The sequence below is a fragment of the Ramlibacter albus genome (genome assembly GCF_014297445.1).
In the GTDB taxonomy this organism is placed as follows: Bacteria; Pseudomonadota; Gammaproteobacteria; order Burkholderiales; family Burkholderiaceae_C; genus Ramlibacter; species Ramlibacter albus.
Genome location: NZ_JACORU010000007.1, coordinates 177,505 through 198,044, shown reverse-complemented (window position 1 = coordinate 198,044; position 20,540 = coordinate 177,505). Strand labels below are relative to the sequence as shown.

19 protein-coding genes are annotated in these 20,540 nt (G+C 69.6%); 8 read left to right on the top strand and 11 right to left on the bottom strand.

What is annotated here, in order from left to right; all coding sequences use genetic code 11:
- Positions 1-16: 16 nt before the first annotated feature.
- Both H8R02_RS19305 and H8R02_RS19300 read right to left on the bottom strand, forming a co-directional pair.
- Positions 17-1,144, bottom strand: coding sequence for an ABC transporter substrate-binding protein (locus tag H8R02_RS19305; protein WP_187083111.1), 1,128 nt, complete (start codon positions 1,142-1,144; stop codon positions 17-19).
- Between the two features lie 4 nt (positions 1,145-1,148).
- Entirely contained in the window at positions 1,149-1,634 is a 486-nt protein-coding gene (locus H8R02_RS19300) for a fasciclin domain-containing protein (protein ID WP_187083110.1), read from the bottom strand.
- Positions 1,635-1,788: 154 nt separating this feature from the next.
- On the opposite strand from H8R02_RS19300, the gene pstS reads away from it, so the two are divergent.
- From pstS to ppk1, 8 genes are all read left to right on the top strand, one after another.
- Positions 1,789-2,820: a phosphate ABC transporter substrate-binding protein PstS gene (gene pstS, locus H8R02_RS19295; RefSeq protein WP_187083109.1), complete on the top strand. Its 1,032-nt coding sequence runs from the start codon at positions 1,789-1,791 to the stop codon at positions 2,818-2,820.
- Positions 2,821-2,836: 16 nt separating this feature from the next.
- On the top strand, positions 2,837-3,853 hold the full coding sequence (gene pstC / locus H8R02_RS19290) for a phosphate ABC transporter permease subunit PstC (protein ID WP_187083108.1): 1,017 nt from the start codon (positions 2,837-2,839) through the stop codon (positions 3,851-3,853).
- Between the two features lie 14 nt (positions 3,854-3,867).
- Entirely contained in the window at positions 3,868-4,752 is an 885-nt protein-coding gene (gene pstA / locus H8R02_RS19285; RefSeq protein WP_187083257.1) for a phosphate ABC transporter permease PstA, read from the top strand.
- 11 nt (positions 4,753-4,763) lie between these two features.
- Complete coding sequence (pstB, locus tag H8R02_RS19280) at positions 4,764-5,546, top strand: phosphate ABC transporter ATP-binding protein PstB (protein ID WP_435531289.1); 783 nt, start codon at positions 4,764-4,766, stop codon at positions 5,544-5,546.
- A 13-nt stretch (positions 5,547-5,559) separates the two neighbouring features.
- The gene (gene phoU / locus H8R02_RS19275; RefSeq protein WP_187083107.1) at positions 5,560-6,264 is read left to right on the top strand and encodes a phosphate signaling complex protein PhoU; all 705 of its coding nucleotides are present in this window, start codon (positions 5,560-5,562) and stop codon (positions 6,262-6,264) included.
- Positions 6,261-6,968 carry a phosphate regulon transcriptional regulator PhoB gene (phoB, locus tag H8R02_RS19270; protein ID WP_187083106.1) on the top strand — a complete coding sequence of 236 codons (708 nt, stop codon included), beginning with the start codon at positions 6,261-6,263 and terminating at the stop codon, positions 6,966-6,968. Before phoU ends, phoB begins: the two co-directional genes overlap by 4 nt.
- Before the next feature lie 26 nt (positions 6,969-6,994).
- On the top strand, positions 6,995-8,344 hold the full coding sequence (gene phoR, locus H8R02_RS19265) for a phosphate regulon sensor histidine kinase PhoR (protein WP_187083105.1): 1,350 nt from the start codon (positions 6,995-6,997) through the stop codon (positions 8,342-8,344).
- A 161-nt stretch (positions 8,345-8,505) separates the two neighbouring features.
- The gene (gene ppk1 / locus H8R02_RS19260; protein ID WP_187083104.1) at positions 8,506-10,614 is read left to right on the top strand and encodes a polyphosphate kinase 1; all 2,109 of its coding nucleotides are present in this window, start codon (positions 8,506-8,508) and stop codon (positions 10,612-10,614) included.
- Here ppk1 and H8R02_RS19255 read toward each other — a convergent pair.
- The 9 genes from H8R02_RS19255 to trxA all read right to left on the bottom strand — a co-directional run bounded on the left by H8R02_RS19255 (position 10,601) and on the right by trxA (position 20,439).
- The gene (locus H8R02_RS19255) at positions 10,601-12,103 is read right to left on the bottom strand and encodes a mechanosensitive ion channel family protein (protein ID WP_187083103.1); all 1,503 of its coding nucleotides are present in this window, start codon (positions 12,101-12,103) and stop codon (positions 10,601-10,603) included. The two genes, ppk1 and H8R02_RS19255, sit on opposite strands and share 14 nt — an antisense overlap.
- A 27-nt stretch (positions 12,104-12,130) precedes the next feature.
- Entirely contained in the window at positions 12,131-13,630 is a 1,500-nt protein-coding gene (pap, locus tag H8R02_RS19250; RefSeq protein WP_187083102.1) for a polyphosphate:AMP phosphotransferase, read from the bottom strand.
- A 70-nt stretch (positions 13,631-13,700) separates the two neighbouring features.
- Positions 13,701-15,044, bottom strand: coding sequence for an MATE family efflux transporter (locus H8R02_RS19245; protein ID WP_187083101.1), 1,344 nt, complete (start codon positions 15,042-15,044; stop codon positions 13,701-13,703).
- Positions 15,045-16,727 carry a hypothetical protein gene (locus H8R02_RS19240; protein WP_187083100.1) on the bottom strand — a complete coding sequence of 561 codons (1,683 nt, stop codon included), beginning with the start codon at positions 16,725-16,727 and terminating at the stop codon, positions 15,045-15,047.
- 73 nt (positions 16,728-16,800) lie between these two features.
- Positions 16,801-17,052 (bottom strand): type B 50S ribosomal protein L31, encoded by a 252-nt coding sequence (locus H8R02_RS19235; protein ID WP_187083099.1) that lies wholly within the window; start codon positions 17,050-17,052, stop codon positions 16,801-16,803.
- A gap of 69 nt (positions 17,053-17,121) precedes the next feature.
- The gene (locus tag H8R02_RS19230) at positions 17,122-17,898 is read right to left on the bottom strand and encodes an amino acid ABC transporter permease (RefSeq protein WP_187083098.1); all 777 of its coding nucleotides are present in this window, start codon (positions 17,896-17,898) and stop codon (positions 17,122-17,124) included.
- A gap of 10 nt (positions 17,899-17,908) precedes the next feature.
- Positions 17,909-18,664, bottom strand: a complete 756-nt coding sequence (locus tag H8R02_RS19225; protein ID WP_187083097.1) for a substrate-binding periplasmic protein — start codon at positions 18,662-18,664, stop codon at positions 17,909-17,911.
- A gap of 11 nt (positions 18,665-18,675) precedes the next feature.
- The gene (gene rho, locus H8R02_RS19220; protein WP_187083096.1) at positions 18,676-19,941 is read right to left on the bottom strand and encodes a transcription termination factor Rho; all 1,266 of its coding nucleotides are present in this window, start codon (positions 19,939-19,941) and stop codon (positions 18,676-18,678) included.
- 165 nt (positions 19,942-20,106) lie between these two features.
- Entirely contained in the window at positions 20,107-20,439 is a 333-nt protein-coding gene (gene trxA / locus H8R02_RS19215; RefSeq protein ID WP_187083095.1) for a thioredoxin TrxA, read from the bottom strand.
- Positions 20,440-20,540: the final 101 nt, after the last annotated feature.

Below are 20,540 nucleotides of genomic sequence, written 5' to 3'. Positions count from 1 at the left end.
ACGCGCGCGGCGGCTCTCAACCGACGACCCGCCCGTCGGTCGTCAGCATGCTCTGCGTGACGTACGTGGCGCTGCGCCGGCGCGGGTCGTAGGCCACACGGTAGCCGCCGATGTCTTGCGGCGTGCGCCGCTGGAAGGCGGCCAGCACGTTCTGCCGCGTGGGCTCGCCGGCCACGTCGTGCAGCACGTCGTACGCGTAGCGCGCCGCGACGAAGCCGGCCAGGCTCAACGCGGTCGGCGGTTCGTCGAAGAGGCGGGACAGCGCGTCGCGGTACTGGCGCACGATGGGCAGGCTCGCCGTCACCATCGGCACGGCCTGCGTGGCGATGACGGGCGTGTTGCGCGCGGCGCCCATCTGCATCAGGGTCTGCAGGTTCACGTCGGCGAGCGCGATGAGGTAGCGCTGGCGCTGCTGCTTCTCCAGGCCTTGCGTGAACTGCGCCAGCTCGGGCGTGCCGCCCACGAACAGCAGCACGGCCGGGGTGCCTGGGGCGAGCGACTGGCCGAGTGCCGACAGGTCGGCGGTCGTGCCGCCATAACTGCGCAGCTTCAGCCTGAGCTCGGCGGCGATCCGCTCGAGATCCTCGCGATACAGCGCCGTCTCGCGCGGCGATGCGTACACCGCGCCCAGCTCCGACATGCCCATGGCCGTGAGCGACTTCATCGCATGCGCAACCTGCTCCTGCCGCGCGGCGAAGATCGGGAAGGTGCGGTCGTCGACGTCCAGCGACGAGTTCTGCAGCCAAGGCGCGACGTGCGCGATGCCCACGCCGTCCTGCTGGAGCTGGCGCGCGACGCCGGTGGCGGCGGGGTCGCCGACGGTGCCGCCGAGCAGGATGCAGCCGGGGTTGTCCCGCACCTGGATCACGGCGGACCGCAGCGATGCGGGTGTGCCGTCCACTTCCAGCGTGAGGTGCTGCACGGGCCGGCCGCGCACGCCGCCTTTCGAGTTGATGTCCTGCCAGGCCGCGCGCGAGCCGATGAGGAAATCCTTCGACACGTCCTGCTGGGCCGCGGAGACGTCGACGATCTGCGCCACGGTGACCGGGCGACCGGCGGGCTTCTGCGCGAGCGCGGGCGCGCCGGCCACGGCGGCGCCCGCCAGCAGCAGTGCCTGCCGGCGGTTGAGGTTGGGGCGGGGCATCGCGTTACTTGCGCGGCGGCATCAGCACGCGGTCCACCTTGTGGACCACGCCGTTGGTGGCGGCGATGTCCGCGGCCTGCACCATCGCTTCTTCGACCGTGACGAAGTCGCCGGCCTTGCCGAGCAGCACGGTCGCGCCCTGCGCGGTCTTCGCGTTGCCGACCTTCACCTCGTGCGCCGTCACCTTGGCCGGCAGCACGTGGTAGCTCAGCACGTCCTTCAGCCTGGCCGGGTCGGCCGCCAGCTCGTCCATCGTCTTCGCGGGCACGGCCTTGAACGCGTCGTTGGTCGGCGCGAACACCGTGTACGGCCCCGCGGCCGCGAGCGTGTCCTTCAGCCCGGCCTTGGCGATCAGCGTGCTCAGCGTGCTGAGGCTGGGATCGTGGGCGATGGTTTCGGCGACGTTCACGGGCGTGGCGGCAGGCTGCGTGGCGCAGGCGGCGACGAGCGCCAGGACGGGGGCCAGCAGGAGCAGGCGGGATGCGGACATGTTTCTTACCTCCGGTTGATGCTGGCCGCGAGCGTAGGCACGGTTTGTGACACCGGAGTGAAGGATCGATGACAGGCTGGGGGTGTCATGGAGCTGTCACACAAGCTCCCTAGAGTCCCGGTCAAGTATTCACAACCCTGAAAAGGTGTCACAGATGACCTTCCGACTCGCCGCCCTCGCGTTTGCCGCCCTGTCCTTCACCGGCCTCGCTGCCGCCCAGGAGGTGACCGGCGCGGGCGCCAGCTTCCCGGCGCCCCTGTATGCCAAGTGGGCCGCCGACTACAACAAGGCCACCGGCGTGCGCATCAACTACCAGTCCGTCGGCTCCGGCGCCGGCCTGAAGCAGATCGAGGCCAGGACCGTGGACTTCGGCGCTTCCGACATGCCCCTGAAGGACGAGGAGCTGAAGGCCAAGGGCCTCGTGCAGTTCCCCACCGTCATCGGCGGCGTGGTGCCGGTCGTCAACATCAAGGGCATCGCCCCCGGCCAGCTCAAGCTGACGGGCCAGGTGCTGGGCGACATCTTCCTCGGCAAGATCACCAAGTGGAACGACGCGGCCATCACCGCGCTGAACCCCGGCGTGGCGCTGCCCGACGCGGCCATCGCCCCGGTGCGCCGCGCCGACGGCTCCGGCACCACCTTCATCTTCACGAACTACCTGTCCAAGGTGAATCCCGAGTGGAAGGCCAAGGTCGGCGAGGGCACCGCGGTGAACTGGCCCACCGGCGCGGGCGGCAAGGGCAACGAGGGCGTCGCCGCGTTCGTCGGCCGCCTGCCCAACTCCATCGGCTACGTCGAGTACGCCTACGTCAAGCAGAACAAGATGACGTACGCGCAGCTGCGCAACAAGGACGGCCAATGGGTGAACCCGAGCGACGCCGCCTTCAAGGCCGCCGCTGCCGGTGCCGACTGGAACAAGACCTTCTACCAGATCACCACCGACCAGCCCGGCAAGGAAGCCTGGCCCATCACCAACCCCACCTACATCCTGATGCAGGCGAAGCAGGAGAAGCCGGCGCAAGCCACGCAGGTGCTCAAGTTCTTCGAGTGGGCGTACAAGAACGGGGACAAGACCGCCGACGACCTCGACTACGTGCCGATGCCGGCCGCGGTGAAGGGCCAGGTCGAGAAGCTGTGGTCCACCGCCGTCACCGACACGGCCGGCAAGAACGTCGCGTTCAAGTAAGCCACGGGGCGAGGGCATGTCCTCTACACTCCCCGCCCATGAAGCTTCCTTCACGGCGCCGCCGGCCGGCGGCGCGCGGGCGATGAGCCGCTCGACGGGCGCGAACGCCTACGTCGACCGGCTCTTCGGCTGGGCCGCGCGGGCCGCGGCGCTCGTCACGCTGGGCCTGCTGCTGGGCATCCTGGGTTCGCTCGTCGTCGGCGCATGGCCGGCGATCGCGAAGTACGGCCTGGGATTCATGGCCAGCACGGTGTGGGACCCGGTCGCCGAGGAGTTCGGCGGGCTGGTGATGATCTACGGCACGCTGGTCACCTCGCTCATTGCATTGGTGATCGCCGTTCCGGTGAGCTTCGGCATCGCGCTGTTCCTCACCGAGCTGTCGCCCGCCTGGCTCAAGCGGCCGCTGGGCACGGCCATCGAGCTGCTGGCGGCCGTGCCGTCGATCGTCTACGGCATGTGGGGGCTGCTCGTCTTCGGCCCCATCCTCGCCACGTTTGTGCAGACGCCGCTGCAGAAGCTGTTCGCCGGCGTTCCGGTGCTCGGGGCACTCGTGTCCGGCCCGCCGGTGGGCATCGGCATCCTCTCGGCGGGGATCATCCTCGCCATCATGATCATCCCGTTCATCGCCGCGGTCATGCGCGACGTGTTCGAGGTCACCCCGCCCATGCTCAAGGAGTCGGCCTACGCGCTCGGCTCCACCACGTGGGAAGTGGTGTTCAAGGTGGTGCTGCCCTATACCAAGGGCGGCGTCATCGGTGGCATCATGCTCGGCCTCGGCCGCGCGCTCGGCGAGACGATGGCGGTGACGTTCGTCATCGGCAATTTCAACCAGCTGGACTCGGTGAGCCTGTTCGCGCCCGCGAACAGCATCACGTCGGCGCTTGCGAACGAGTTCGCCGAAGCCGGCACCGGCATGCACCAGGCCGCGCTGATGTACCTGGGCCTCGTGCTGTTCTTCATCACCTTCGTGGTGCTGTCGCTGTCCAAGCTGCTGCTGGCACGCCTGCGCAAAGGCGAGGGGACGCGGTCATGAGCACTCCGGCTCCGATGGGCACGGGCGAGCGCCTGATCCGCGACGCGGATGCCGCTGCTGTCGCGCAGAAGAAATACGCCTCGCGCAAACGCACCAACAAGGTCGCGCTGGCGCTCTCGCTGGCGGCGATGGCCTTCGGCGTGTTCTGGCTGGTGTGGATCCTCGTCGAGACCGTGCGCCTGGGCATCGGCGGGATCACGTGGGCGACGCTGTCGCAGATGACCCCGGCGCCGAACGATCCGGGCGGCATCGCCAACGCCTTGTGGGGTTCGTTCCTCATGGTGATGCTGGCCACTTTCGTGGGGACGCCCATCGGCATCCTCGCGGGCATCTACCTCGCGGAGTACGACGCCAAGGGGTGGCTGGGCAACGTGACGCGCTTCGTCAACGACATCCTGCTGTCGGCGCCTTCGATCGTGATCGGCCTCTTCGTGTACGCCGTGATCGTCGCGCGCTACAAGCAGTTCTCCGGCTGGGCGGGCGTGATGTCGCTGGCGCTCATCGTCATCCCGGTGGTCATCCGCACGACCGAGAACATGCTGGCGCTCGTGCCCGCGGGCCTGCGCGAAGCGGCGTACGCGCTGGGCGCGCCCAAGTGGAAGGTAATCACGAAGATCACCCTGCGCGCCGCGCGTGCCGGCGTCGTCACCGGCGTGCTGCTCGCTGTCGCGCGCATCTCCGGCGAGACCGCACCGCTGCTCTTCACGGCCCTGAACAACCAGTTCTTCACGACCGACCTGTCGCAGCCGATGGCCAGCCTGCCGGTCACCATCTTCAAGTTCGCGATGAGCCCGTACGAGAACTGGCAGCAGCTCGCCTGGGCGGGCGTCTTCCTCATCACGCTGGCCGTGCTGGGCCTGAACATCCTCGCGCGTGTGTTCACGCGCAGCAAGCTCTAGAGACTCTTCCCATGAACACGATGACCGTCGCCGACCCCGCAGCGGCCAAGCTGTCGGTGCGCGGCCTGAACTTCTACTACGGCAAGTTCCACGCGCTCAAGAACATCAACCTCGACATCCCCGAGAAGAAGGTCACGGCCTTCATCGGCCCGTCCGGCTGCGGCAAGAGCACGCTGCTGCGCACGTTCAACCGCATGTACGAGCTGTACCCCGAGCAGCGCGCCGAGGGCGAGATCCTGTTCGACGGCGAGAACCTGCTCACGAGCCGCAAGGACGTCGCGCTCATCCGCGCCAAGGTGGGCATGGTGTTCCAGAAGCCCACGCCCTTCCCGATGTCCATCTACGACAACATCGCGTTCGGCGTGCGCCTGTTCGAGAACCTCTCGGGCGCCGACATGGACGAACGCGTCGAGTGGGCGCTGCGCAAGGCCGCCCTGTGGGACGAGGTGAAGGACAAGCTGGACCAGAGCGGCTCGGGCCTCTCGGGCGGGCAGCAGCAGCGGCTGTGCATCGCGCGCGGCATCGCCATCAAGCCGGAGGTGCTGCTGCTGGACGAGCCCTGTTCCGCGCTGGACCCGATCTCCACCGGCAAGATCGAGGAGCTCATCGCGGAGCTCAAGAGCGACTACACGGTGGTGATCGTCACGCACAACATGCAGCAGGCCGCCCGCTGCAGCGACTACACTGCCTACATGTACCTCGGCGACCTCGTGGAAGTGGGCGAGACCGAGCAGATATTCTTCAAGCCCAAGCGGCGCGAGACCGAAGACTACATCACGGGCCGCTTCGGCTGAACGAGGAGAGCACATGCCCGACAAGCACCTCTCGACCCAATTCGACAGCGAGCTCAACGCGGTGTCCTCCCGCGTGATGGAGCTCGGCGGCCTCGTCGAATCGCAGATCCGGCAGGCCGTCTACGCCCTGCTGCAGTACAACGCGGAGGCCGCGGCGCAGGTGATCGAGATCGAGGCGCGCGTCAACGCGATGGAGGTCGATATCGACCGCGAGCTCGCCTCCATCATCGGCCGGCGCCAGCCCACCGCGCGCGACCTGCGCCTCCTGATGGCCATCTCCAAGACTACCGCGAACCTCGAGCGTGTCGGCGACGAGGCCGAGAAGATCGCGCGCATGGTGCAACGGATCATCGAGAAGAGCGGCGCCATCCGGGCGCTGCCTTCCACCGAGCTGCGCGTGGCGGCGGACCTCGCCTCCGGGCAGCTGCGCAAGGCGCTGGACGCCTTCGCCCGCCTGGACACCGCGGGGGCGCTGGCCATCATGAAGGACGACGACGCCATCGACGAGGAGTTCGACGGCTTCGTGCGCAAGCTGATCACCTACATGATGGAAGACCCGCGCACGATCTCCGCCAGCCTGGACCTGCTGTTCCTGGCCAAGGCCATCGAGCGCATCGGCGACCACGCGAAGAACATCGCGGAATTCATCATCTACGTCGTCAAGGGCGACGACGTGCGCCACCGCCCGTTGGAGCAGATCGAGTCGTCGGTGAAATGAAGAACCAGCCGCGCGTCCTCATCGTCGAAGACGAACCCGCGATCGCGGAGCTGATCGCCGTCAACCTGCGCCACAACGGCTTCGCGCCGGTGTGGGCGGAGGACGGCGAGGCGGCGCAACGCGAGCTGGACGCGGTCCTGCCCGACGCCATCCTGCTGGACTGGATGCTGCCCGGCCAAAGCGGTCTCGTGCTCGCGCGCAAGTGGCGCGCCGACGCGCGGACGAAAGGCGTCCCCATCCTGATGCTCACCGCCCGCGGTGACGAGCCGGACAAGGTGCAGGGGCTCGACGCCGGCGCCGACGACTACATCACCAAGCCGTTCTCCACGCAGGAGCTGCTGGCGCGCATCCGCGCCGTGCTGCGCCGGCGCGCGCCGGAGCAGGTGAGCGACTCGGTCACCATCGCCGGCCTGACGCTCGACGCGGGCACGCACCGCGTGACCTGGAAGGACAAGCCGCTCAAGCTCGGCCCCACGGAGTTCAAGCTGCTGCACTACCTCATGAAACATCCCGAGCGCGTGCACAGCCGCCAGCAGCTGCTGGACAAGGTGTGGGGCGATCACGTGTACATCGAGGAGCGCACGGTGGACGTGCACGTCAAGCGCCTGCGCGAGTCGCTGGGCGTCGCCGGCGCGATGGTCGAGACGGTGCGCGGCGCCGGCTACCGGTTCACCGCGCACGCGCAGTTCCCCGCGGCGGCCTGACTGCGGGGCGGATGCTTCGCTGACCCATGTTCTGGCGGATCGCGAGTTTCCTGCTTTGCCTGTCTTCGGGCGGTGTGCTCGGCTGGGCGCTGGGCCACGAAGCGGGCGCGGCCGCGGGACTGGCGGGCGGCAGCCTGCTCTGGTTCGGCATCGACCTCGCGCGCGCCACGCAAGTGGTGAACTGGCTGCGCCGTGGCGCGCCGGCCGGCGCCACGCCCGGCAGCGGCGTGTGGGGCCAGGTGGCAGACCGCGTGCGGCGTGTGCTTCGCGCCCGCGACGCGCAGGCGGCCGAGGCCGGGCAGCGCCTGCAGGAGTTCCTCTCGGCGATCCAGGCTTCCCCCAACGGCGTGGTGCTGCTGGATGCGGACGGCCGCATCGAATGGTGCAACCACACGGCGGCGCAGCACTTCGGCTTCGACCCCGACCGCGACCTGCAGCAGCTGATCGGCAACCTCGTGCGCGACCCTGCCTTCAGCAGCTACTACGCGGGCGGCAACTACTCGCACGAGGTGACGCTGCAAGGCGCCGGGACGTCGTCGCTGCGGCCGGTGCGCATCGCCGTGCACCTGCACCCGTATGGCGAAGGCCGCAAGCTGATGCTGTCGCGCGACGTGACGGCGGTGGAGCAGGCCGATACGATGCGGCGCGATTTCGTGGCGAACGTCTCGCACGAGATCCGCACGCCGCTGACGGTACTGGCCGGCTTCGTGGAGACGCTGCAGAGCATCGACCTGCCGCAGGACGAGCGGCAGCGTTACCTGCAGATGATGGCCCAGCAGGCGCAGCGCATGCAAAGCCTGGTGAACGACCTGCTCACGCTGTCCCGGCTGGAAGGCAGCCCGCCGCCGGGGGCGGCGGAGTGGAGCGCCGTCGGCAGCCTGCTCGCGCAGTGCGAGTACGACGCGCGCAGCCTGGCCAAGGCCATGGGCAAGCGGCTCGAGATCACATTCGCGCCCCCGCCTGCCGTGGAGGTGTCGGGCTCGCCGACGGAGCTGCTCAGCGCGCTGTCCAACCTCGTGAGCAACGCGGTGCGCTACACGCCCTCGGGCGGCGAGGTGGTGGTCGCGGCGCGCCGCCTCGACGACGGCCGGCTGGAACTCGCGGTGCGCGACACGGGGCCCGGTATCGCGCCGGAACACATCCCACGCCTCACCGAGCGCTTCTACCGCGTCGACCGCAGCCGTTCGCGCGAGACCGGCGGCACCGGGCTCGGGCTGGCGATCGTGAAGCACGTCGTGCAGCGGCATGGCGCGGAGCTGCGCATCGACAGCGCGGTGGGCGCGGGCTCGACGTTCGCCATCGTGTTCCCGGCGGCGCGGCTGCGGCCATCGGCGAACTTCGCGCAGCCGGCGGCGACGGAACCCGCGGCGGGCTGAAGACCGGCTGCTGGTATCCGCGACGGCTTTCCACCGGCCGCCGGACGCAGGACTTGACGGCCATCAGGAACCGCGCGCGGCGGCCCGCCCGCGGCGCTGCGGCAGCCCGTATGGTCAAGGTAGCGTCCGCATGCCCGGCGCCGACCGACCGTACCGCCGCCATGACCCTGCTGCCCGGCCAGACCGCTTCAGCCGCCCTTCACCCTGTGACGGCCGCCGCCCGCGCGCGCGAGCTGCCGCCGCGTCTGGCCTTCCTCGACCGCGACCACAGCCTCATCGCGTTCAACGAGCGCGTGCTCGACCTCGCGCGCCGCGCCGAGGTGCCGCTGCTCGAACGCCTGCGGTTCCTGTGCATCGTGTCATCCAACCTCGACGAGTTCTTCGAGGTGCGCGCCCGCGCGGGCGACGCAGGCGCGGACGAAGGCCTGGAGCGGCTCGCCGCGGCCGTGCACCGCCTGGTGCGCAACCAGTACGCCGTCTACAACGACGAGCTGATGCCGGCGCTGCGCCGCCGCGGCATCGCGATCGTGTCGCACAGCGAGCGCACCCCCGCGCAGCGCCGCTGGGTGCAGGACTACTTCGCGCGCGAGGTCCGGCCGCTGCTGGTGCCGGTGGGGCTGGACCCTGCGCACCCGTTCCCGCAGGTGGCGAACAAGTCGCTCAACTTCATCGTGCGGCTGGACGGGCGCGACGCCTTCGGGCGCGAGAACGAGGTGGCGATCGTCAAGGTGCCGCGCGTGCTGGCCCGCGTCATCCGCATGCCCCCGCGGGTAAGCGGCGGCAAGGCGCTGTTCGTGCTGCTCTCCAGCGTGATCCGCGCGAGCCTGGGCACGCTGTTCCCGGGGCGGCGCATCGTCGAGTTCTCGCAGTTCCGCGTGACGCGCCACTCGGACCTCGCCGTGGACGAGGACGAGGTGCGCGACCTGCGCAGCGCGCTGCGCATCGGGCTGCGGCACCGGCACTACGGCGAGGCGGTGCGGCTCGAGGTCTCCGCCGGCTGCTCCGAGCCGCTCGCCGCGTTCCTGCTCGAGCAGTTCGGCCTGTCGCCCGCGGCGCTCTACCGTGTCCACGGCCCCGTCAACCTCGTGCGGCTGCAGGGGCTGCTGGCGATGGTCGATGCGCCGCGCCTCGTCTTCCCGCCGTACCGGCCGCCGCCGGCCGCAGCGGGCGGCCCGTGGTTCGAGCGGCTGCGCCGCGGCGACGTGCTGCTGCACCTGCCGTTCGAGCGCTTCGATGCCGTCACCGGCTTCCTGCGCGAAGCGGTCGACGACCCGCAGGTGCTCGCCATTCGCCTGACGATCTACCGCGCGGGCAGCGACCCGGTGATGCTGGACCTGCTGCGCGAGGCGGTATCGCGCGGCAAGGAGGTGACCGCCGTCGTCGAGCTGAAGGCCCGCTTCGACGAGGAGGCCAACATCGACTGGACCGAAAAGCTCGAGTCCGTGGGCGCGCAGGTGGTCTACGGCGTGGTCGGCCTCAAGACGCACGCGAAGATGCTGCTCGTGACGCGCCGCGAGGGCCGCGCGCTGCGGCGCTACGCGCACCTGTCGACCGGCAACTACAACCCGGCGACGGCGAAGCAGTACACCGACATCGGCTACTTCACGGCCGATGCGCAGCTCACGCGCGACGTCGAGCACCTGTTCGTCCACCTGGCCAGCCAGAGCCGGCTGCCGCGCCTGGCCCGCGCCTGGGTGGCGCCGTTCCAGCTGCAGCGCCGCCTCATCGACAAGGTGGACGAGGTGGCCGATGCGGCCCGCTCGGGCCGGCCGGCCCGCATCGTGCTGAAGATGAACGCGCTGACCGACGAGCCGCTGATGCTGGCCCTCGTGCGCGCGTCGCAGGCGGGCGCGAAGATCGACCTCGTCGTGCGCGGCGCGTGCATGCTGCCCGCGCAGGTGCCGGGCGTGACCGGCAACGTGCGCGTGCGCTCGGTGGTCGGGCGCTTCCTGGAGCACACGCGCATCTTCTACTTCCGCCGCGGCGACGAGGAGGATGTGTTCCTCTCCAGCGCCGACTGGATGAACCGCAACATGCTGCGGCGGGTGGAGCTGGCGTGGCCCGTGGCCGACCCGCTGCTGCGCCGGCGCATCGTCGACGAGTGCCTCGTGCCCTACCTGCAGGACCGCCTCGACGCATGGGACATGCGCCCGGACGGCACGTATGTCCGCGTTGATGCGCATGCGAAGCACAAGGGGCCGGGCGCGCAGGCCGCGCTGATGGCGCTGCACGGGGACGTCGCCCCGAAGAAGCGGCTCAGGCCGGCGTGAGCGAGAAGAAGCTCAGGATGCGCGTGAGCAGGTCCTCGTGCTGCGCGGCCGCGTCGGCCGCGGCGACGCGGTTGCCGGTCTGCGCAAGGCGCTTCTCGGCAATCGCCGCAACGACCGTCGCCACCTCCGGCCTCGCCTGCAGCAACTGCGCGAAGCCTTCCTTGTCCAGCCGGTAGCACTCCACCGCCGTCTGCGCGATCACCGTGGCGCGCCGCGGCTCGCCGGTGAGCATGCCCAGCTCGCCGAAGACGTCGCCGCCGCGCAGGTTGCCCACCGCCACCGGGCCCTGCGCCGACTCCACCACGACGCGTGCCTCGCCGGCGGTGATGAGGTACAGCCAGTGCGCGACGGCGCCCTGGCGCGTCATGACGTCGCCGGGCGCGAAGGGCGCATGCACGAGGTGCTCCGCCAGCTGCGCCTGCTCCGCCTCGCCGAGGCCCGCGAACAGCTCGGTGTTGCGGATCGCATGCAGCCGCCGCGCCAGCTCGCGCTTCTCCGCGGCCGCGTGAAAGGTCTCGTTCTCCTTGACGGTGAGCCGCTCCTCGACCGGCATGCCCGGGCGGATGCCCGCGCGCGCCAGCGCCGCCAGCGCGTGCATGCGCACGGCGGAATCGGTCGGGTCGTCGAACTGCGGGTCGGCCAGCCAGTAGCGCAGCGTGTAGCGGTGGTAACCGGGCAGCACGTCGGCCAGGATGGCGCTGGGCGGCGGCTCGCGCAGCACGTGGTCGATCTCGGCGTCGACCACCGCGTGTTCCAGCGCGGCCCGCACCGCGTGCGGCGCGGCCTCGTGGTCCACGTTGAAGTTGAGCGCGCGGCGCCACGCGAGCGGGCCCTCGGCCGGCTTGCGGATGACGGTGAAGCGGTTCTTCATCAGCCAGCTGTTGGGCACCACCACCAGCTCGCGGCCGCGCGTCTCGATGGCGGTGTAGCGCCAGCGCACGTCGGCCACGCGCCCGCTCACGTCGTCCACCCGCACCCAGTCGCCCACGCGCAGCGAGTTGTCCAGCTGCAGCGCCACCCCGCCGAGCACGTTGCCCAGCGTGTCCTGCATCGAGAAGGCCACCACGGCCGTGATCAGCGCGGAGGTGGTGAGCACCTGCGAGGGGTCCACGCCAGCGAGGCGCAGCCACACGAGGCACCACGCGATGGACAACCCGATGACGGAGAGGTCCTGCGCGATGCGCGGCGCGTTCAGGCGCACCAGGGGCAGCAGGCCGCGGAAGAAGCACAAGGCCGCGAGCTGGATCGCCGCGAGGCCCGCGAGCATGAGGGCGGCGCCGGCCATCGCCTGCCGGAACGCGTCGCTCGCATCGGCGATGCCGGCCGCGACGTGCGCAGCGGCGGCCAGCGCGATTTCGATCCACACCACGCGCAGGGATCGCCGCTCCGCCGGCCGCAGAAGGCGGAACACGACGGCCACGACCACGAGCCCCGCGAGCAGCGCCAGCATCTCGCGCCGGCCGCCCGACGCGGCGTCCAGCAGGTTCATGGCAGCCTCATGGCGATCCCGGCAGCGTCACCTGCGGCCCGGGTGCGCTTGCCGGCGCAGCGCCTCCTCGATGCGGTCGCACAGCGTACGCAGCACCTCGATGCGCGCGAACAGCTTGTCGTCGGACGCCACCACGTGCCACGGGGCGACCTCGGTCGAGGTGCGGTCCACCATGTCGCCCACCGCGCGCTCGTACAGCGGCCACTTCTTGCGGTTGCGCCAGTCCTCGTCGGTGATCTTGAACTGCTTGTGCGGCGTGGCCTTGCGCTCGTCGAAGCGGCGCAGCTGCTCGGCGGGCGTGATCGCCATCCAGAACTTCACGACGACGGCGCCGGCCTGCACCAGCTGGTCCTCGAAGCCGTTGATCTCGTCGTAGGCGCGCATCCAGTCGCCGTCGGGGCAGAACTTCTCGACGCGCTCCACCAGCACGCGGCCATACCACGAGCGGTCGAACACCGTGACGTGGCCGTGCCGCGGCACGTGCCGCCAGAAGCGCCACAAATAGGGCTGCGCGCGCTCCTCGTCGGTGGGCGCGGCGATGGGCACGACGCGGTAGTGGCGCGCGTCCAGCGCCTGCGTGAGGCGGCGGATGGTGCTGCCCTTGCCGGCCGCGTCCATGCCTTCGAACACGAGCACGACCGAGCGTGCGGCGAAGCGCGGGTCGCGGCTGAGTTTCGCCAGCCGGGCCTGCTGCGTCTCCAGCTGCTCCTCGTATTTCTTGCGAGAGAGGGCGCGCGTGTAGTCGAACGCGCCGAGCAGCGTGCGGCCGTCGACGGCGTCCGCCGCGACCGCCACGCCCGTGGACGGCGGCGGCGTGTCGCCGGCCGCCGAGCGCAGCGCCTCCAGCAGGTGCTGGCCGGCCGTGAGCGAGCGGTAGGCCGGGTCCGAGCCCTCCACGACCACCCACGGCGCGTCGCCCGTGCTCGTCTTGCGCAGCGCTTCCTCGGACACCGCCACGAACTCGTCGTAGTGCTGGAAGCGCTCCCAGTCGTCCTTCGTGACGCGCCAGGCGTTCTTCAGGTCGCGCTCGAGCGCGCGGAAGCGCTCCTTCGCAGCGGCCTTGGAGAGGTGGAACCACAGCTTGACGAGCACCGCGCCTTCGGCCACCAGCATGCGCTCGAAGTGGCGGATGCCCTCCAGCCGCTGCGCGAAGCGGGCCTTCTTCTCGTGGCCCATCACGTGCGACAGGATGGGGTCGGTGTACCAGGAGCCGAACAGGATGCCCACGCGCCCCTTCGGGGGCAGCACCTGCCAGAAGCGCCACATCTCGGGCCGTTCGCGCTCGATGTCGTTCATCGGCCCGAACGCCTCGGTGCGCACGTGGCGCGGGTCCATCCACTCGTTGAAGAGGTTCACAGTCTCGCCCTTGCCGGCGCCGTCCACGCCGTTGACGAGCACGACGACCGGCCGCTTCGCCTTGGCGAGCAGCGCGTATTGCGCGTCGAGGAGGTCGGAACGCAGCTTCGGCTCGCGCGCCTTGTACTCCTTCTTCGCGACCTGGTGGCCGATCTCGGCGGATTCGAACATGGCCCTTCCATTGGGCGCCCGGACGCCTCAGCGCACCTTGACAGCCATCAAGGGCGGCGACGCGCGGCGCTCAAGCCGGCCGGTACCGCCGCACCGCCCGCCACAGGATCGGCGGCAGGATCAGCGCGAGCAGCGCGAGCGACACCGTCGCCGCGATCCAGAAGGCCGCGGGCGACTGCATCGCCGGCCAGGGCCCGATGCCCCGGTACGCGAGCAGGAAGCCGCCGCCCAGTCCCACGCCCCACAGCAGCACGCTGTAGGCCACGAGCGGCGCGAGCGTCACGCGGTAGGAGCGCAGGATGAACACGATGAGCCCCTGCGTCGCATCGCCCAGGTGGAAGAGCGCGAGCCAGCCGAGCAGCCCGATGGCCACGGCCACCACCTCGGGGTCGGTGCTGTAGATGTGCGCGATGCGCTCGCGCGCGAGGAAGAGCAGCGTCGAGTAGGTGACCATCATCACCGCGCCGGCCTTCAGGCCGGTGCGGATCGCGTGGCGCGCCAGTTTCGGGTCACCCGCACCGAGCCAGTAGCTCACGCGCGCGCTGGTGGCGATGGCCAGCGACAGCGGCATCATGAACATCACCGCTGCGACGTTGGACGTGACCTGGTGCGCCGCGGCGGCGGTGGTGCCCTGGCGCGCGATGAAGAGCGCCATGAGCGTGAACGAGGTCACCTCCACCAGCACCGACAGGCCGGACGGGATGCCCAGCCGCGCGAAGTCGGCCAGCGTGGGCCCGTGCGGCGGCTCGATGCGCTTCCAGATCGCGTAGGGCGTGTACAGGTCCTGCGTGCGCAGCAGCCAGATCGCCATGCCCACCAGCACCCAGAACACCAGCACGCTCGCCAGCGCGCAGCCCTGCACGCCCATCGCGGGCACGCCGAGGCCGCCGAAGGCGAACCAGATCGACAGCGGCACCTTCAGCGCCAGCGACATCAGCTGCAGCCAGGTGATGAGTTTCGGGCGGCCCAGGCTCTGGTTCAGCGTGCTGAACGCGCGGAAGGCCAGCGCCGCCGGCAGCGCCAGCGTGAGCATCGACAGGTAGGCGCGCACGTCGCCCTGCAGCTGCTCGGGCACTTCGGTCCACGTGAGCAGCGGGCCGGGGAACAGCAGGCACACGACGCCCACCGCCGAGCCCGCGCCCACGAGGTAGAGGGACTGCCGCACCGAGCGCCCGAGCGCGGCGCCGGCCGATGCGCCATGCAGCTCCGCCCACGCGGGCAGCAGCGCCTGCAGCACGCCGATGAAGGCGACGAACACGGTGATGTAGACCGCCGAGCCCACCGACAAGGCCGCGAGTGCCTGTTGGGAGTAGCGGCCCGCGACGATGGTGTCCGCGATGCCGTAGGCCATGACGGCCAGCTGGCCGACGAGCACCGTACCCGCATGGCGGGCGATGGTCCTGAGTTCGGACATCTAGCTGCCCTTGCGCCGGAACAGGTGCAGGTTGTCGTTGTTGTCGGTTGGCCGGCGCACCGTGGCGAGCGTCTCCCAGCCGGGCCCCAGGTTCAAGGGCACCAACGCGGTGTAGTCCTGCGACACCACGAGCCACGGGCACTGCGGCGTGCGGCCCGCGTTGCGCAGCTCCATGCGGCCGTGGTAGCGCAGCGCCGCGAGCTGGCCGCGGTTGAGGCCGAACACCTCCACGCAGCCGCCGTCCTTCATGTGGTCCTGCACGGTGCGAACGATGGGCACGTAGCTGCGCGCATAGTCCAGCGCGGGCAGCCACAGGGTCATCACCAGCAGCCAGCACAGCGCCATGCCGCCCGCGGGCAGCACCAGGCTCTTCCAGATCGCCGCGCGGTGGCGCCCGGCGCGCCACTGCACCAGCCAGGCCCATGCGATCGTGCCCACCAGGGCCGCGATGAACGCCACGAGCTGGAACGTCGGCGTGAATCCGGGTGCGAGCCTCGCGACGTTCGCCGCGGGCTTGGGCGGCACACCGGTCATCATCGAGATCCACACCACCCAGATCACGAGCGCGCAGCCGCTGAAGAAGAGCAGGGTGAACCAGTCGATGAGCGCGGAGACGGCGCGCTTGAACGTCGGCAGGGCGAAGGCGGCGAGCGTGGCGAAGGCGGGCAGGCCCAGCAGCAGCGAGCGGTCGGAGACCGAGGTGGTGGACGCGCTCGCGAGCGCGACGACGGCGAACCACAACGGCAGCGCGACGTGGCGGCTCACGAGCCGCATGCGCCAGCGCCAGAGCGTCCACAGCGCCAGCGGCCACGCGGGCCAGGTGAACCACGCGATGAGGCGCAGTTGCGCGCGTGGTTGCCAGCCGTCGGCGACGATGCCGATGCGCCAGCGCCAGGCGTCGAGCACCCATGCCAGCAACGCCACGGCCAGCGCCGCCACCACGATGAAGGCGGCCCAGCGCATCGGGTGGGTCTGGCCCTCCGCGTCGGCCGGCGGGTCCAGCAGCGTGACCACGGCGCCGCCGGCTGCGAAGAGCATCGCAAGAGTTGGCGCGCCACTCAGCGCCAGGCCGGCAAGGCCCGCGAGCGTGGCGCCGCCCGCCAGCGCGCGGCGGTACGGCATCGCGGCGAGCCCATAGAAGGTGAGGGCGGTGAACGCCAGTTGCGCGAGCGAGGGCGTCGTCTCGTGCGACAGCTGCGCGAGGCCGAGGCAGGCCACGAGGGCAAGCAGGCCGCCGTCGGCCATTGCGCGCGCGTAGTCGGTGGGTAGCGCCTCGCCGCCGAAGGCAAAAGGCACCGGCTGCGCACCGGGGCTGCGTGCGAGCGAATAGACGCCGTACCAGGTGGCCACGAGGGTCAGCACGAGCAGCAGCGCGAACGGGATGCGTGCCGCGAAGTCCAGTGGCAACCAGCCGCCCCCCAACTGCATCGCCCACGCGCCCAGCCAATAGGGCAGCAGCGCATCGAACTCGGGCGGCACGCCGGCCAGCGTGGGCGACAGCCACGAGCTGTTGCCCTGCGCCAGCTCGAAGATGTAGCCCAGCGTGGTCATGTCCGCGCTCTTCCACGGCTCGCGGCCCACGAAGCCCGCCACGACGTACGCCGCGCAGAACACCAGCAGCGCCCAGCGCGGCAGGCGGCGCACGGCGTCCTGGGCAACGATGGCGGGGGTGGGCTGGTTCACGCGCTGGAGTCTACGCAATGCAAAAGGGCAGCCCGAAAGCTGCCCTTTGTCTGTTCGCTGCGAAAGAAGCGGTTTACTTCTTCTTGCCGAACTTGTTGCGGAACTTCTCGACGCGGCCGCCCATGTCGTTCACGGACTTCTGCGTGCCGGTGTAGAAGGGGTGCGACTCGCTGGAGGTGTCCAGCTTGTACAGCGGCAGCTCGCGGCCGTCGTCGGTCTTGCCGGTCTCGCGGGTGGCCACGCAGGAGCGCGTGACGAACTTGAAGCCGTTGGACAGGTCCACGAAGAGCACTTCGCGGTAGTTGGGGTGGATGCCTTCTTTCATGGATACCTCTGGGTCGCTGCGGGAGCCGCCCCAGACCGCCTGGAGTACTTTCCGCTGAAAAGCCCACGATTATAGCCGGTCCCGCTCCAGGCGGTGCTCCAGGGCCCCGGAGAACTGGGTGAGGAGGGTGGTCAGGAGCAGGTAGATGCAGGCCACGGTGGCCAGGGTGGGCACCGGCTGGAAGGTGACGGCCTGGATGCGGTTGCCCACGTTGGTGAGCTCCACGACGCCGATGGCGAAGGCCAGGGACGAGTCCTTCAGCAGGGCGACGACGTTGGAGGCCAGGGCCGGCAGGGCCACCCGCAGGGCCTGCGGCAGGACGACGCCCGCCAGCACCTGCACCGGGCGCATCCCCAGCGCCACGGCTGCGTCCCGCTGGCCTTGCGGCACGGCCAGCAAAGCGCCCCGGATGGCTTCGGCGTTGTACGCGCCAACGTTGAGGGCGAGCGCGACGACGGCTGCGGCGAACTCCGGCAGTTCGAGCCCGGGCACGAGCACCGGCAGCGCGAAGTAGACGAACAGGATCTGCACCAGCAGCGGCGTGCCGCGGATGAGCCAGATGTACACGGCGGCCAGGTGGCTGGGTAGCGGCTTGCGCGAGCTGCGGGCGAGCGCCGCGACGAGCCCCAACAACAGGCCGATGGCGCCGGACACCACCGTGAGCCACAGCGTCATGCGCGCACCTTGCGCGAACTGCGCCGCGTTCGAGCCGATCGACCCGGGAAAGAGCGAGAGCAGGGCACCCAGCGCCCAAAGTGCAGCGACCAGGGCCACGGCCGCGGCGACGAGCGTGGCATTGCTGCGCGCCTTGCGCGGCCAGCTCGCGGGCCACAGGCTCAGCAGCACGGCCGCGCCCCTACTTGCAGCGCACGTCCTCGCCGAAATACTTCTTCGCGAGGGCCGCGTAGGTGCCGTCGGCCATCACCGCGGCGAGGGCCTTGTTCCACGCATCGGCCAGGGCCGTGTTGCCCTTTTCGGTGGCGGCGGCGATGCGCTCCGTGAAGAGCAGGTCGCCGAGCTGGAACTTCAGCTCCGGGTTCTTCTTGGCCGACTCCATCGCCGTGAAGCGGTCCGTCACCCAGGCGTCGACGCGCGACGTGGCCAGGGCCGCGCGCGCGTCCACGTCCGAAGGAAAGCTGCGCACGTTGCGCGTCACGCCCAGCTTGGTGACGTTCTCGTAGTAGGTGCTGCCGGTCTGCACGGCGACCGAGCGGCCCGCGAGGTCGTTGCCTTTGCGGATCGAAGGATTCTTGGAGACGACGATGCCGCCCGAGCAATAGTGCGGCGCCGTGAAGGTGACCGCCTTCGCGCGTTCGTCCGTGATCGCATGCGAAGCGATGACCACGTCCCAGCGGTTCTGCGCGAGCCCGGTGAGCAGCGTGTCGAAGTTGCCCGCCTTCCACTCGATGGCGAAGCCCATCTTCTTCACCACGGCCTCGGCCAGCTCCACCTCGAAGCCGGTGAGCTTGTCCTTCTCGTAGAAGTTGAAGGGCGCGAACGCGCCCTCCGTGGCCGCCACGAGCTTGCCCGTGGACTTGATGGTGTCGAGGGTTCGCGCCGGGGCTGCAGAAGCCGCCAGCGCCAGCGACAGGGCAAGGAGGAGGGCCTTCATGGGCCCGGACTTTAACCGCCCCGACGCATCATGTCGAAGAACTCGACGTTGGTCTTCGTCGCCTTCATCGACTTGAGCACCATCTCCATCGCCTCGATCTCGTCCATGTTGTACATGAACTGGCGCAGGATGCGGGTCTTCTGCAGCACCTCGGGCGCGAGCAGCAGCTCCTCGCGGCGCGTGCCGCTGCGATTGAGCTGGATGGAGGGGAACACGCGCTTCTCGTACAGGCGGCGGTCCAGGTGCAGCTCGCTGTTGCCCGTGCCCTTGAACTCCTCGAAGATCACTTCGTCCATGCGCGAGCCGGTGTCGATCAGCGCCGTGGCGATGATGGTGAGCGAGCCGCCTTCCTCCACGTTGCGCGCGGCGCCGAGGAAGCGCTTGGGGCGCTGCAGCGCGTTCGCGTCCACACCACCCGTGAGCACCTTGCCCGACGAGGGCACGACGTTGTTGTAGGCACGGGCCAGGCGCGTGATGGAGTCCAGCAGGATCACCACGTCCTTCTTCAGCTCCACGAGGCGCTTGGCGCGTTCGATCACCATCTCGGCCACGTGCACGTGGCGGGCGGCGGGCTCGTCGAACGTGGAGGCGATCACCTCGGCCTTCACCGAGCGCTGCATGTCCGTCACTTCCTCGGGGCGCTCGTCCACCAGCAGCACCATCATGTAGCTGTCCGGGTAGTTGGCCGCGATGGCGTGCGCCATGTGCTGCATCATCACCGTCTTGCCGCTCTTGGGCGGCGCCACGATCAGCGCGCGCTGGCCCTTGCCGATGGGCGCGATGATGTCGATGACCCGGCCGGTGATGTTCTCTTCGCTCTTGAGGTTGTCGCGTTCGAGCCGCATCTGCTCGCGCGGGAACAGCGGCGTGAGGTTCTCGAACATGATCTTGTGCTTGTTGTCCTCCGGCGCGCGGCCGTTGACCTTGTCAAGCTTGGTGAGGGCGAAATAGCGCTCGCCGTCCTTGGGCGTGCGCACCTCGCCTTCGATCATGTCGCCGGTGTGCAGGTTGAAGCGGCGCACCTGGCTGGGGGAGATGTAGATGTCGTCCGTGCTGGCCGTGTAGCTGGTGTCGGGGCTGCGCAGGAACCCGAAGCCGTCCGGCAGGATTTCGAGCACGCCGTCGGCGAAGACCTGTTCGCCGGCGCGCGCGCGCTTCTTGATGATCGCGAACATCAGCTCCTGCTTGCGCATGCGGCCGGTGTTCTCGATCTCGAGCTCTTCGGCTTGCTTCAGGACTTCGCTGACGTGCAGCGCCTTGAGTTCGTTGAGGTGCATGAGGGACTCCTGCGAGGAGTGTTTTTGTTCGTACGGGGGGAGTTGAGGAGGCGCTGCCAGAACGGCTTTGCCAGGGCCGCGACGGGTATGCGCGGTTGGGCAAGTATAGCCAAAACAAAGGGCCCCGTAGGGCCCTTGATTCGTTCTCTGTGGCTTTTACGCCAGTTACGCCAGTTGCTGCTCGAGGAACTGGGTGAGCTGCGCCTTGCTCATGGCGCCCACCTTGGTGGCGGCGAGCTGGCCGTCCTTGAACAGCATGAGGGTGGGGATGCCGCGGATGCCGAACTTGGCGGGGATCTCGCGGTTCTCGTCCACGTTCATCTTGGCGACCTGCAGCTTGTCCTTGTGGGACTCGGCCACCTCGTCGAGGATGGGGGCGATCATCTTGCAGGGGCCGCACCACTCCGCCCAGTAGTCCACCAGCACCGGCTTGCCGGACTTCAGGACGTCGGCTTCGAACGACGAATCCGTGATGTGCTTGATCAGTTCGCTGGCCATGGGAGGGTGTCCTTTCGAGGTCGTTTCTGGTGTACCGCTACAGTCGGGTCATTGTGGCAGAAACCAAGTTTCCCCGCCGACGGAAGGTACGGCGGCATGTG